The sequence below is a fragment of the Streptomyces sp. NPDC045026 genome (assembly GCF_056432625.1).
In genome coordinates this window covers 368,626-382,210 of the sequence record NZ_JBWKIS010000006.1, presented here as the reverse complement: position 1 = coordinate 382,210, position 13,585 = coordinate 368,626, and the positions used below count along the sequence as shown (strand labels likewise).

Annotated in this window: 12 protein-coding genes; 10 read left to right on the top strand and 2 right to left on the bottom strand. The window is 73.7% G+C overall.

What is annotated here, in order from left to right; all coding sequences use genetic code 11:
• Positions 1-88: 88 nt before the first annotated feature.
• Positions 89-1,633: an amidase gene (locus AC07EJ_RS16905; RefSeq protein ID WP_389479050.1), complete on the bottom strand. Its 1,545-nt coding sequence runs from the start codon at positions 1,631-1,633 to the stop codon at positions 89-91.
• Between the two features lie 217 nt (positions 1,634-1,850).
• Here AC07EJ_RS16905 and AC07EJ_RS16900 point away from each other — a divergent pair, with 217 nt between their 5' ends.
• The 9 genes from AC07EJ_RS16900 (at position 1,851) to AC07EJ_RS16860 (ending at position 11,649) form a co-directional block, all read left to right on the top strand.
• Positions 1,851-2,864, top strand: a complete 1,014-nt coding sequence (locus AC07EJ_RS16900) for an Lrp/AsnC family transcriptional regulator (protein WP_389479048.1) — start codon at positions 1,851-1,853, stop codon at positions 2,862-2,864.
• 134 nt (positions 2,865-2,998) lie between these two features.
• Positions 2,999-3,856: a nucleotide-binding protein gene (locus AC07EJ_RS16895; RefSeq protein WP_478884446.1), complete on the top strand. Its 858-nt coding sequence runs from the start codon at positions 2,999-3,001 to the stop codon at positions 3,854-3,856.
• Complete coding sequence (locus AC07EJ_RS16890; protein ID WP_389479043.1) at positions 3,856-4,692, top strand: ParB/RepB/Spo0J family partition protein; 837 nt, start codon at positions 3,856-3,858, stop codon at positions 4,690-4,692. The genes AC07EJ_RS16895 and AC07EJ_RS16890 overlap by 1 nt, the downstream gene beginning before the upstream one ends.
• Positions 4,693-4,775: 83 nt before the next feature.
• The gene (locus tag AC07EJ_RS16885; RefSeq protein ID WP_389479041.1) at positions 4,776-6,503 is read left to right on the top strand and encodes an IclR family transcriptional regulator domain-containing protein; all 1,728 of its coding nucleotides are present in this window, start codon (positions 4,776-4,778) and stop codon (positions 6,501-6,503) included.
• An 86-nt stretch (positions 6,504-6,589) separates the two neighbouring features.
• The gene (locus tag AC07EJ_RS16880) at positions 6,590-7,006 is read left to right on the top strand and encodes a hypothetical protein (RefSeq protein ID WP_389479038.1); all 417 of its coding nucleotides are present in this window, start codon (positions 6,590-6,592) and stop codon (positions 7,004-7,006) included.
• Between the two features lie 121 nt (positions 7,007-7,127).
• Positions 7,128-8,036, top strand: coding sequence for a hypothetical protein (locus tag AC07EJ_RS16875; protein ID WP_389479036.1), 909 nt, complete (start codon positions 7,128-7,130; stop codon positions 8,034-8,036).
• Positions 8,033-8,524 (top strand): DUF7144 family membrane protein, encoded by a 492-nt coding sequence (locus tag AC07EJ_RS16870; RefSeq protein WP_389479032.1) that lies wholly within the window; start codon positions 8,033-8,035, stop codon positions 8,522-8,524. The genes AC07EJ_RS16875 and AC07EJ_RS16870 overlap by 4 nt, the downstream gene beginning before the upstream one ends.
• A 106-nt stretch (positions 8,525-8,630) precedes the next feature.
• Complete coding sequence (locus AC07EJ_RS16865; protein WP_478884445.1) at positions 8,631-9,659, top strand: endonuclease/exonuclease/phosphatase family protein; 1,029 nt, start codon at positions 8,631-8,633, stop codon at positions 9,657-9,659.
• A 31-nt stretch (positions 9,660-9,690) separates the two neighbouring features.
• Complete coding sequence (locus AC07EJ_RS16860) at positions 9,691-11,649, top strand: FUSC family protein (RefSeq protein ID WP_389479028.1); 1,959 nt, start codon at positions 9,691-9,693, stop codon at positions 11,647-11,649.
• 116 nt (positions 11,650-11,765) lie between these two features.
• Here the strand turns inward: AC07EJ_RS16860 and snpA are convergent, their stop codons facing one another.
• Positions 11,766-12,431 carry a snapalysin gene (gene snpA, locus AC07EJ_RS16855; RefSeq protein ID WP_389479025.1) on the bottom strand — a complete coding sequence of 222 codons (666 nt, stop codon included), beginning with the start codon at positions 12,429-12,431 and terminating at the stop codon, positions 11,766-11,768.
• A 197-nt stretch (positions 12,432-12,628) separates the two neighbouring features.
• On the opposite strand from snpA, the gene AC07EJ_RS16850 reads away from it, so the two are divergent.
• Complete coding sequence (locus AC07EJ_RS16850) at positions 12,629-13,570, top strand: LysR family transcriptional regulator (RefSeq protein ID WP_389479024.1); 942 nt, start codon at positions 12,629-12,631, stop codon at positions 13,568-13,570.
• Positions 13,571-13,585: the final 15 nt, after the last annotated feature.

Here is a 13,585-nt window from a genome sequence, read left to right as displayed (position 1 = left end):
CGGGCGGGGCGTGGGGGGGCTGCCTTGCTGTTGAGCGGGTGGGCGGTACGGCTGTGGTGGCAGGGGAGTCGGGGCAACGGGGTGGGGGTCAGGCGGGCTCGGGGTGGGCCGGTGCCAGTTCGTGGGCGGACTTGAGCAGGGCGTGGGCCGTGGCCCGTACTGCGGTCAGGTCCGCCGGGTCCGGGGTGAGGCCCGCGGCGGTGAGCGCGGCGGTCACCAGGTCGTCGGCGGCCGTCTCCTGCGCCGGGGCGGGCGCCGGCGCGGGTGGCGGTTCCGGCAGTGGGCGTGGGCGGGTGGCCGGGTCGGGGGCCGCGCGACGCAGATGCCAGGCGGTGGCCCGCTGGTAGGCCGCGCCCGCCGCGAGCAGCGTGCGCTCGGCGTAGGGGCGGGCCACGAGCTGGAGCGACAGCGGCAGGCCCGACCCGTCCGCTCCCATCGGCAGCGCGAGCGCGGGGAATCCGGTCGCGTTCCAGGGCGCGGTGAGGTTCAGCTCGTCGCCGGGCGCCGCCTCCTGGTGGTAGGGGCGGGCGCCGGCCGGCCAGGTCGGCGTCGCGATGACGTCCACGCCGCCGGGACCGTCCATCCGGTCCAGAAGAACGGCGGTGAGCGCCTTTCCGGCGAGGCGGGCCCGGTCGACGAGCCCCGGGCCGAGCGCGGCGCCGGCCGCGGCGAGGCGGCGGAAGGCCCGCCCGTGCAGCTCCCAGCGCTCGGCGAGCCGCGCCCCGTGGACGGCGAACGCCTCGCCGAGCATGACGGTCGCGTTGACGGAGAGCAGCGCCGGGAATTCGGGGAGCTCGAACTCCCTTGTCTCCGCGCCGAGTTCGGTGAGTGCGCGCAGCGCTTCGGCGAACGCGGACCGGCAGGCGCCGGTGACTGCGGGCGCGTCCACGAGACCGTACGGGACGCCTATGCGCAGCCCTCGTACACCGGCCTCACCAACCCCTCTGGGTACGTATGACCGCCCCGTGAGCGCCGACAGGAGGAGTCCGCAGTCGGCGGCGGACACCGCCATCGGGCCCGCCACGTCCTGCGACGGGCTGAGCGGGAGGCAGCGGTCGAGAGGGACGAGGCCGTGGGTGGGCTTGAGCCCGGTCGTGCCGCACAGGGCCGCGGGCAGCCGCACGCTGCCGGAGGTGTCGGTGCCGAGCGCGCCGAGGAAGATCCCCGCGGCGATCCCGGCTCCGTTGCCGGTGCTGGAGCCGCCGGTCCAGCGCTCCACGTCCCAGGGGTTGCGCGGCACGGGGAAGGAGTGCGCCGGGTCGGGGCGGCCCATCGCGTACTCGGCCATGGTCGTCTTGCCGATGACGACGGCTCCGGCCGAGCGCAGGCGCGTCACGGCGGGGGCGTCGAGCCCGCGCCACAGGCCGGGGTCGTGGGCCGGGCTCTGCGCGGTGACCGGGCCCTCGGCGGCGGCGAAGTTGTCCTTCACGGCCAGGGGCACGCCGTGCAGGGGCCCGCGTTCCCCGGCGGGCAGCGCGTCCGCGGCCCGTGCCGCGGCGAGGGCCTGCTCGGGGAAGCGGGTGACGAAGACGCCGAGCAGCGGGTCGAGCGCGTCGGCGTCGGCGAGCGCGGCGGTGACGAGTTCCCGGCTGCCGACGGCGCCGGTGCGCAGGGCGTGCACCGCATCACCCAAGGATTCGAACGATTGTTCCATACGAAGCACGCGGCGTTCCATGCGATGACACCTCCAACGTCTCGGCGTGGCCGGTTCCGATCGATGGAGCGATGCTATTCAGACGCCATTCGGACGGGAAGAATTGCGTTTCTGTGGCACTCGCGTAGATCGAATGCAGCTATCTGTCACATCGCCGCCAGGGCGCCCCGCGCCGTGCAGAAGGAGCCGACCCCGCATGGCCGAAACACCCACCCGCACCCCGGACCGTCTCGACGAGCTCGACCTCGCCCTGGTCAACGCCCTGCAGATCGACCCGCGGGCTCCCTGGACCAAGCTCGCCGCCGCCCTCGACGTGGACGCGGCCACCGTCGCCCGGCGCTGGGAACGGCTCCGCTCGGCGGGCCTCGCCTGGGTCACCGCGTACGCGTACGACGTCGGGGGCGGGGCGCTGGTCGAGGTCGACTGCGCGCCCGGCCAGGACGCGGCCGTCGCCGCCGCCCTGTCCAAGGATCCGAAGGTCGTCACCGTCGAGCACACGGCGGGCGGCCGCGACCTGCTCGTCACCGTCATGACCCCCGACTTCAGCACCCTGTCCGCGTACATCGTCGACACGCTCGGCGCCGTCCCCGGCGTCACGTCCTCGCGCGCGCACCTCATCACCCGCAGCTACACCGAGGGCAGCATCTGGCGCCTGCGCAGCCTCACCCGCACCCAGCAGGAGGCCCTCGCCGCGTCCCGCCGCTCCGCGGGCGGCGCCGCCCCCTACCTGGCGGACCACCGCGCCCTGGTGACCGCGCTCGGCGAGGACGGCCGCCTGCCCGTCGGGGAACTCGCCACGCGCCTCGGCGTCAGTGTCAACACCGCGAGCCGGCGCCTCGGCCGGCTCCTCGACTCGGGCCGCCTCGTCCTGCGCTGCGACCTGGCCCGCTCCCTGTCCGGCTCCCCCGTCTCCGTCACGTTCTTCGGGTCCGTACCGCCCGAGCATCTCGACGCCACCGCACGGGAGTTGGCGAAGCTCCCGGAGATCCGGCTCTGCGTGGGAACCGCGGGGCCGCAGAACCTGATCGCCACGGTCTGGGTCGCGTCCCTGCTCGACGCGCAGCTCCTGGAGGTCAAACTCGCCGGGAAACTCCCCCACCTGCGCATCGCCGACCGGGCCGTCGCCCTGCGCGCGGTGAAGTTGATGGGACGGCTCCTGGACGCCGAGGGACGGTCCGTGGGGTACGAGCAGGTGGATGTCTGGGCGTAACCACCCGCCGTCCACGGCGTGTTCGCTCCGCGTGTCCCGCCCGCACTGCCAGAGTGACCAGGTACAGAATCACCCGTTTCGCGCGTTTCATCATTTTAGTGCGTTACGCCGGTCTCCCAGGGAGTGTGGTGAGCATGGCCCACGTGCACGTGATCCTCAATCAGAAGGGCGGCGTGGGGAAGTCCACGCTCGCCGTCAACCTCGCCGCCGTGACCGCGGACGTGCTCGGCGCGGGGACCGAGGGCGGGCAGCCGCCCGTCGTCGCCGTCTCCATCGACCCGCAGGGCTCCGCCGTGTGGTGGTCGGAGCGCGTCGGCGACGGTCTCCCCTTCGACTTCGTACAGGCCCACGACGACCTCGCCGGGCTCGCCGCGCTCTCCCGCATCCCCTCCGCCCAGCACGTCTTCGTCGACACCCCGGGCTGGCTCGACCTCGCCGAGTCCGCCGGCGAGGACCCCCTCGGCAAGGGCGCCGCCGCGGACGCGCTGCGCGCCGTCCTGTCCAACGCCCACGACGTGATCGTGCCCATCGAGCCCGAGCCGCTCGGCTTCCAGCCCACGCAGCGCACCATCGAGCGCGTCGTGAAGCCGCGCGGCCTGCCCTACCGCGTGGTCATCAACAACTGGGACCCGCGCGACGGCAAGGCCGACCTGGAGCAGACGCGCGCCTTCGTCGAGGCCCAGGACTGGCCGCTGGCCCGTACGGTCGTACGGCACTACAAGCTGCACACGCGCGCCTCGGCGGACGGCCTCGTCGTCACCCAGTACGGCGCGAACCGGGTCGCGCTCCAGGCCCGCGAGGACTTCTTCCGCCTCGCCCTGGAGGTGGGGCTCGCGGCGATCCCGGCCCCGGCGAGGCGCTCCACGGGCAGCACCCGTACGAGTACGAAGAAGAGCGCGCAGCCCGCGGCGGCCAAGGGCACGAAGGCCAAGAACGCCGGGATCACCAAGCCCGCCAAGACCGCCAAGACCGCCAAGAAGGTGAACGTCTGATGGGGCGCCGTACCGACCTGTCCTCCCTGCTGTCCTCCGGCGCCGCGGCCACGGTCACGGCGCCGGCTCCGGCCCCGGATACAGCCGGCGAAGGCACGCGGCCCGTCGCCCGCGACGCCGGGCACCCCGTCACCGTCGCGCTCGCCGACCTCGCCGAGAACCCCGACAACCCGCGCCACGAGCTGCGGGACCTGGACGGGCTCGCCGAGACGGTGCGCGAGCGCGGGGTGCTCCAGGCCCTCGGGGTGGTCCCCCGCGCTGTGTTCCTCGCGGCGCACCCGCACCACGAGGAGGCTGTGGGCCGGGCCCCGTACGTGGTCCTGCACGGCCACCGGCGGCTCGCCGCCGCCCGTATGGCGGGCCTGGACGAGGTTCCCGTCCTGGTGCGCGAGGACGCGTCCCGCACCGACGAGGACGCCCTGATCGAGAACGTCCAGCGCGACGACCTGACCGAGCTGGAGCAGGCCCAGGCCATCCAGGGCCTCATCAAGAGCTACGGCTACTCACAGCGCCAGGTCGCCGCCCGTATCGGCAAGACGCAGGGCTTCGTCTCGCAGCGGCTGTCCCTGATGAAGCTGCGCGAGGACCTCCAGGAGGCGCTGGCCGACGGGCGCGTCTCGGTCGAGGACGCCCGCCGTATCGCCCGCCTCCCCCAGGAGGAGCAGGCGCTCCCCGGCGAGACGGGCACGCCCCCGCCGTCCGTGCCGAAGGCCCGCCGCGATTACGGCGTAATCAAAATCGACAGCCGGGGCACCCCGGAAGAGGTCGTCGAGTCCCTCCGCCGCCATCTCGCCCCCGCGGCCCTCGACCGGATCCTGGAACTCCTCGGCCGCTGAGCGTCCCTCGCGGGCAGGGGGAGGATGGCGGGGGACTCCTCTACCGTGGCCTGAGAATGCGTCACGGAGAGCAGTCATCGCACATGTCCACCATGCCCACCCTGTCCACCGAGCCCGCCGAGGCCGTCGCGCCGCTGATGCGCGGCATCGACGTGCTGCTGAGGCTCACCGACGCCGGCGGCACGCTGAGCCTCAGCGAGCTCGCGCGGGCGACGGGCCTCGCACGGTCCACGGTCGACCGGATCTGCGCGACTCTCGCGCACATGGGCTGCCTGCGCCTCGACGGACGTGACGCCATGCTCGCGCCACCGCTGATGGCCGTGGGCAACGCCTATCTGGGCGCTCTGCGGCTGCCCGCGCTGCTCGGCCCGCGCGCCGAACGGCTCGCGGACGAGCTCGACGAGTCGGTGTCCCTCGCGGTCCCCGACGGGGACGGGATCCGCTTCATCCACCAGGCGACACGGCGCCGCGCCATGTCCCTGAGCTTCCGCATCGGCGACCTGCTGCCCGCCGAGCGCACCGCGCCGGGACCGCTGTTCGCGGGCGCGTGGGACGAGGACATGTGGGAGCGGTGGCGGGCGCGCCGGGCCGCGGATCCCGAGGACCACGGGTTCCCCGCGGTGCCGCCCCGCCAGGAGGCGGAGAGGGGGTCGGACTCGGAGCAGGAGCCGCTCGCGGAGCCGTTCGAGGAGCGCGTGGCGCGCGCGGGGTCCACCGGCTGGGCCCTCGACGACCAGCTCATCGAGCCCGGCCTCGTCGCGCTCGCCGTGCCCGTACGGGGTCCCGGCGGGGACGTCGCGTGCGTGGCCAGCGTCGTCAGCCACACCAGCCGCCACACCGCCGCGTCACTGCGCGAGACGATGCTGGGGCGGCTGCGGAACGCCGTCACGGAGATGGAGGAGGCGCTGCGCGATCCCGCGCCGGCAGCCCCCGCGCCGACGGGACAGGACGCGGAGGGACAAGACGCAGAGAGACCGGATGCGGAGGGACCGGACGCCGCCTGGGCCGCCGAGGCCAAGCAGCGCCTCGGCCGGGACTTCGTCGAATCGCTGGCGCGCGGCCTCGCCGTACTGACCGTCTTCGGGCCCGGCCGGGCGGAGCTGAACCTCACCGGCATCGCCGCCGCGACGGGCCTCGCGCGGGCCACCGCACGCCGCGCCCTGATCACCCTGGAGCACCTCGGATACGTGGCCTCGCGCGGCCGGGAATTCCGGCTCACACCCCGCGTCCTCGCCCTCGGCTTCCCACCCCTGTCCCACCTGACCCTGGCCGAGATCGCCACGCCCCACCTGCGGGCGCTCTCCGCCCAGCTGCACGACTCGGTGTCCCTGACCGTGCTCGACGGTGACGACATCCGGTACACGGCACGCGTCGCGACCAGCCGCGTGATGAGCGTGAACATCTCGGTCGGGACCCGCTTCCCCGCCTTCGCCACGTCCATGGGCCGGGTTCTGCTCGCGGATCTCGCCCCGGCCGAGCGGGCCGCGTTCCTCGCCCGCGCCGACCTGACCCCGCTCACCCCGCGCACCGTCACCGGGGCCGACCGGCTCGGCGCGCTCCTGGACGACGTACGGCAGCAGGGCCACGCGCTCGTGGACGGGGAACTGGAAGAAGGGCTGCGCTCCGTCGCCGTGCCGGTGCACGACCTCGCCGGGCAGGTCGTCGCCGCGGTGAACGTCGCCTCGCACAGCAGCCGCCGCGACCTCGCCCGGGTCATGGCCGAGGTCCTTCCCGCGCTGCTCGCCACGGCCGCACGCATCGAGGCCGATCTGCACGTCGCCGGGCGGTTCGCCCGTATCCCCGCGGCATAGAGCGGCACAGAACCGGCCGCGATGTTGCGGACCGGGGGGCGACGGAGGTCAATGGAAGGCGGGGGGAAAGGCAGAAAGGAGCCGTCATGGCTCACGCGGCACCCGCCTCAGGAACCTCCGGCCTGCGCACCATGGCGGCCGGCTCCAGGCTCCCGATGGCGCTCTCTCTCCTCCTCGGCATCATCTACGGCTTCTGGGCCTCGGGCATCCGCCGCGACGCCTACCCGAGCCTGAGCCCGAGCCCGATCACCACGGGCAACGTCCTGTTCGGCGTCCTCACGGGCGTCATCGTCGCCGTGGTCACCTTCGGGATCCACCGGGCCTCGTTCCGGCTGCCGCGCGAACTGCGCGCCGTCGCCTGGGCCGCGTGGGCCGGGATCGCGTTCGGCTATCTCTACAGCCTGACCGATGCCACGGTCCTGCGGTCCACGATCATGGCCCTGACCGTCGCCGCCGGTGTGTTCGCGGCGATGTTCTACCGCTACTACACACACGAGAACTGACCAGGTGACGCCCGCCGACTGACCAGGTGACACCCGTTCGGCCGAGCCCTCCACCGCAGACCCCGCCATCTGCCCTGCCCCACTGGCGCCCCCTGCCGTGCGCCCCTTGCCTGGGAGGGTGATGCGAAGAGCCCTGTCCGCCGCCCTGCTGGCCCTGGCCTGCCTGCTCGTGCCGCTCGGCACGCTCTCCGTATGGGCGAAGTACGAGGTCGGGGACAGTGACCGGTACGTCGCGACGATGGCTCCGCTCGCCTCGGAACCGGCCGTGCGGGACGCGGTCGCCGACGCCGTCGCGAACGGCATCATGACGCAGCTCGACACGGGGCCGCTCCAGTCGTCCGTCGACGCGTTCGTGCAGGACGCCGTGGAGTCCTTCACCGGCACCGACGCCTTCCAGAAGGCGTGGAACACGGCGAACCGGGCCGCGCACGACGCCGTGCAGCGGGCCGTCGACGACGGCACCGACGGCCCGGTCACCATCGACCTCGCGCCCGTCACCGGGCAGGTGAAGCAGCAGCTCAGCGACAACGGCGTGCCGTTCACCGACCGCATCCCCGTCACGCACACCACGATCATCGTGCTGAGCTCGCGCGACCTCGACCGGCTGCGGCAGTCGCTGCCCCTGCTCCAACGAGCGGGCCCGTGGCCGCCGTTCGCCGCGCTCACCTTCGCCGCCGCGGGCCTCGCCCTCGCCCGGCGCCCCCGGCCCGCCCTGGCCGCGACGGCGCTCGGCGTCGCCCTGGCAGCGGCCGCGCTCCTCGTCGCGCTCTCGGCGGGCCGCTCCTTCACGCTCGACAACCTGCCGTCGGACGTGGACCGATCCGCGGCGGGCGCGGCCTACGACGCCCTCAGCTCGTCGATGCGCACCGCTTCCTGGTGGACCGCGGGCGCGGCCCTCGCCGTGGCCGTCGGCGCCTGGCCGTGGGAGCGCCTGAGCCGCCGGCTCCCGTCGCGCCCTCCGGTTCCTCCCGAAATGCGGGCCGCTCCTTCCGGGGTGAGCATTCCAGTGACACCGAGGAGGACCGAATGAGCGACAACCCCACCCCGACGCCGGCCCCCGACCCGGGCAACGGCACCTGGTCGAGCAAGCACCGCTCCGCCGAGCCCGACCCCACCCTGGGCTACGGCGCGGGCGGCGGCTGGGCGAGCAGCGGCTCGGTGTTCGCGGGAGTCCTGATGATGGTCAGCGGCATCCTGGGCATCCTGAACGGCATCGCGGGCATCGCCAAGGACGACGTGTACAGCCAAATCGGCAACTACACGTACGCCTTCAACCTCACCACGTGGGGCTGGATCCACCTGATCCTCGGTGTCATCGTCACGATCACCGGCTACGGCATCCTCACGGACTCCGGCTGGGCGCGCGCCGTCGGCATCGCCATCGCCTCGCTGTACGTCATCGCGTACTTCATGTTCCTGCCCTACGAGCCCATCTGGTCGGTCATCGCGATCGGGATCGGCGTCTTCGTCATCTGGGCGCTGGCCACCGAGGGTCCCAAGAGCGCCGCCCGCACCTGAACCGGGCAACCGTTCTCCGCGCCTTCCCGTCTTTGAGGGAGGATTCCGGCATCCGGCGCCGGAGGGCGGCGGAGCGAGCGGAAGGCGGGTCCGGGCCTTGGAGCATGTGACGCGAGCGCCCGGCCCACCGCCGGTCCTCCCCCACGACGACCAGGCCCGCAACCCAAGGGGTCCGGGCCGCACCCTGGCCGCCTGGATCGCGGGCCTGCTCCTGGCCGGTGTCAGCGCCGTCATGGGCTGCCGGATCGCGGACGTGGACGGGGTCACCCCCGTCCCACAGCTCCTGGCGTTCCTGCCCTGGCTCCTCGCGCCCACGGGCGCCGCGCTGCTGCTCACGGCACTCGCGCGCTGGCGCATCGGCATGGTGTGGGGCGTCGCCGTCCTGGGCGCCCTCGCCTGGTACATCGAGCCGTACGGCAAGGACCTCAAGGACGCCGAGGCGAGCGGGCTGCCGGTCGCCGAGGTGCGGGTCCTCGCCTCGAACGTCCAGTTCGGACGCGGCACCGAGTCCCTGGTGAGCGCGGTGCGCCGCGAACGGCCCGGACTGGTGTTCGTAGAGGAGTGCGATTACGGGTGCCAGGACACCCTGCGCCGTGAGCTGCCGCGCGCCGACTTCCCGTACCGGCAGGCCGTGGAGGCGGGAGGTTCGCAAGGGTCCGTGATCCTCAGCCGGTATCCGCTCAAGGCCACCGCGGGCGTCCCCGGGACCATGGGCATGCCAGGCGCCGTCGCCGATGTGAAGGGCCACGCGGTGCGGCTCCAGCTCGCGCACCCGATGCCACCGCTGCCCCGGCAGGTCGGCCTGTGGCGCTCCGAGCTGGGCAGGCTGCGCGACTTCGCCGCCGCGGGCCGCTCGCAGCCGACGATCCTCGCCGGGGACTTCAACGCCACCCAGGACCACGCCGCGTTCCGCCGCATCCTCGACGCGGGCCTGCACGACAGCACCCGCCTCGCCGGGAACTCCCGCGCCCCGAGCTGGCCCTCGCGCGCCCCCGCGCTGCTCGGCGCCCAGATCGACCACGTGCTGGTCAGCGAGGAGTTCTCCCCGCGCTCCGCCCGCTTCGTCCAGCTGGCCGACACGGACCACCGCGCACTCCTGGTCGACCTGACGTTCCACCGACCGCCGACGTCCTGAGCTCCGCCGCCCGTAGCGTTCAATGGACGGCATGCGCCCCGAGTCCACGACCCGCCGTCTCGCACCGCCCGACTGGCTGGTCAGGACCCTGCGCCCGCACCCCGCGCCGATCCCGTGGGCGGCCGTCGCGCGTGCCGCCCTCGCCCTGTCGCTGCCCCTCGCGATCGGGCTCGCCGCCGGGCAGCCCGCGTACGGGGCGCTCGCCTCGATGGGCGCCCTGTCCGGCGTCATCGGCGACACCGCCGACGCCTACCGGATGCGGATCCTCAACATCGCGGTGCCGCAGCTCTTCGGCGCGGTCGGCGTGACGATCGGCTCGCTCGTGTTCGGGCACGGCTGGGTCGCCGTCGCCACCCTCACGGGCGTGGCGCTGGTCTCCGGGATGATCTCGACGATCGGCGCGGTCGCCTCGGTGTCCGGGCTGCTGCTCCTGCTCAACTGCGTGATCGGCGCCGGGCTCCCCTTGCCGGGCGAGTGGTGGCTCGCGCCGGTCCTGATGACGGGCGGCGGACTCCTCGTCCTCGCGCTCGCGCTGCTCGCCTGGCCGATGCGGTCCGGGGTGCCGGAACGCGCGGCCGTCGCCGCCACGTACCGCTCCGTCGCGAACATGCTCGCATCGGCGGCCGACCCCGAGAACTACGTCGAGACCCGCTACGCCGTCACCCAGTCCCTCAACCAGGCCTACGACCTCGTCCTCGCCCGGCGCGCCCTCGCCCACGGCCGCAACCCCGAACTGGTGCGCCTGCTCGCCCTGTTGAACGCGCTCACCCCGATCGCCGAGTCCGCGCCCGCCGCCCACCAGTACGGGGTGCCGCTCCCCGCCGCCGTCCCCGACGCCGTACGACGCCTCGCCGACGCGGTCGACACCGGCAGCACCGACGCGGGACCCCTCGACCTGCCCCCACCCGAAGGACCCGCCGCCCGCGCCGTCGACCACGCGGTGCGGCACGCCGCCGACCTCGTCACCAGCAAGAACACGGACCCCCACCGCGCCCTCGACGCCGACCGCCTCGGCCGGCCCGCCGTCCTGCGCGTGCGCGCCACCCGCGCCGCGCGCCACCTCGTGCTGTCCGGCGCCTCCTGGCGCTACGGGCTGCGCCTGGCCGTGTGCATCGGCATCGCCCAGATCCTCGTCTCCACGGTGCCGGTCCCGCGCTCCTACTGGGTGGCGCTGACCATCACGTTCGTCCTCAAGCCCGACTTCGGCTCGGTGTTCTCGCGGGCCGTCCTGCGCGCGCTCGGCACGGCGGTCGGGCTCGTGCTCGCCACGGTGGTCCTCGCAGAGGTGCCCCGCGGGTGGTGGGACGTGCCCGTCCTGATGGCCCTCGCCGCACTCATCCCGGCGCTCACCCCGCGCGGCTACGGCTATCAGACCGCCGCCATCACACCGGCCATCCTGCTACTGTCCGACACCCTCAACCACCAGGGCATAGGGCTCGTCCTGCCGCGGCTCCTGGACAGCCTCATGGGCTGCGCCATCGCACTGGTCGCCGGATATCTGCTGTGGCCGGAGAGCTGGCACACCCGCATCGGCGACCGGCTCGCCGACGCCGTCGCGGACACCGCGACGTACGTGGAGCGCGCGTTCGGGCCGTCCACGGACCCGGACGTCCCGGCCGCCCGCGCCCGGATGCGCCGCCGTCTCTACCGCGACCTGTCCGTCATCCGCTCCGAATTCCAGCGCGCCCTGACCGAACCGCCGCCCACCGGCCGCCGCGCCGCCGCCTGGTGGCCGCTCGTCGTCGCCGTGGAACGCATCGTCGACGCGACGACCGCGGCCCGGATCCGGGTCAAGCAGGGGGCGCCGGTGCCGGGGCCCGCCGAGGTGGCGCAGGCCGCGGGGCAGTTGCGGGAGCTGGCCGAGGGGCTGCGCGCGTCCGACGTCCTGGAGGGAGTGCGCGCCCAGTTCAGCGAGGCCGACCGCGACAGCGTGCTGGAACCCGTACGCCAGGAGGTCGCGGCCGCCCGCGCCATCGCCTCACCGCACTGAAGACAGCACTGAAGACAGCACTGAAGACAGCACTGAAGAGCGGCATGACGCGGATGCGGACCGCCCCGGGGAGGGGACGGCCCGCATCGGTGTGGGGGGTGGGGTCGGACAGACCGTCAGTGTGCCTGGGCGGACTTCTCCAGCGACTTCACTGCCTTGGCGAAGCCGTTGGCCCACAGCTGGTCGACGCGGGACTTCTCGTTCGCGTCCGGGTACGGGTTCGTGCAGGACGTACCCGGACCGCCGCCCGACATCAGCTCACTGCACGGCCCCTCGTAGTGGTCCGGGAGCCCGAGGACGTGACCGGTCTCGTGGGCGGTCACACGGGTGGAGTCGTACTCCTGGTTCTGCGCGTAGTCCAGGAAGACGTATCCGCTGCCGTGCCCGTCCGTGGACGCGTACGAGCCGCGCGGGTCGTTGCCCTCGCGGTAGGAGAAGTCGCCGCCGCCCGAGGACGCCTGGAGCTTCACGTTCGACACGGAGGAGTTCCATATCGACGTGCTGTTGGCTATCTGCTGCGCGAAGGACGGGGCGCCCGACGCGTCGTACGTGACGGTGACCGACGCGGCGTGCGGATTCGCGGCGCGCTTTTCCGCGACCGACTTCAGGACGGCCTGGAAGAACGCCTTGTTGGCGGCGGCCTCCTCGGCCGAACCCGCGTAGTGGGTGTAGCCGGCGACGACCGGGGCCGGGGCGGCGGACGCGGGGGCGGCGGTGGCGAGCGCGCCGGCGGCCAGGGCCATGCCGGCCGCGACCGAGGCGTAGCGCAGGGAGAGCTTCATGTGGGGGGCTCCTCCTCGTTCCGTGAGTGGGGGTTACGTGAACGGTTCGGTACGAGGGAGAGTGTGGAGGCGCCCGGGACCCCTGGGGATGATGGCAATTGGCGATAGGACGGAGCTATCACCCGCCCAACTCGCCCGTTTCGGTTCGCATTTGGACCTCTGGTGTGAGGTCTGCGACCGCCTTACGCTCGATGTTCATGGAGCTCGAGGTGAGGCACCTGCGCGCGCTGTGCGCCATCGACGACACCGGGAGCCTGCACAAGGCGGCCCGTCTGCTCGGCATGACCCAGCCGTCCCTGTCCACCCAGCTCAGGCGCATCGAGGACACGCTCGGCGGCGCGCTCTTCGCCCGCGAGCGCACCGGGTGCCGCGCAACGCCCCTGGGCCGCGTCGTCCTCAGCCGGGCCCGTCCCCTCGTCGACGGCATGCACGCCCTCGTCACCGAGACCAGGGCGGCCGGCGCGCTCGCCGCGGGCGGCCCCCATCTGCGGATCGGCTCCACTGCGAGCCGGGCCATACCGGGCTGGCTGCGGCGGCTGCGGCAGCGCGAGCACCCGCCCGGCGGCGAGCCCGCGCTCCGTATGGACGTCTCGGCGAACACCCTGCTCCGGCTCGTCGGTGACGGCCAGCTCGACGTGGCGTTCGTCCACGAGGTCGAGGGCAGCCCGCTGCGCGTCCCGCCCGGTCTGCGCTGCCGCGTCCTCGTCGAACGCGAACCGCAGTACGTGTCCCTGGCCGCCGACCACCCGGCGGCCCGCCGCCGGGTCGTACGCCTCGCCGACCTCGCGGACGACCGGTGGATGGTCGACCCCACCGTGGACGGGGAGTGGCACGGGCTCCTGCGGGTGCTGCGGGCCGCCGGGCTCAACCCACGGATCCTGCACGGCGACTACCTCACGGCGGCGTCCCTGGTCGCCACGGGCGAGGTCGTCACCCTGTGCCAGCCGACCTCACGGGCCCGCCCCGACATGGCCATCAGACCCCTCGACGGCGACCCGATCGGTGTACGCCTCGTCCTCGCCGCCCGCACGGAGGCCGAACTCGACGCGGTGTACGGGGACTTGGCGGACGCCTACTGGGAAGCGGCCCGGCAGGCACCCGCGTATCGCGAGCGCCTGCCGGATGCGGCAACGGCCTGAGGCGAGGCGACCCCT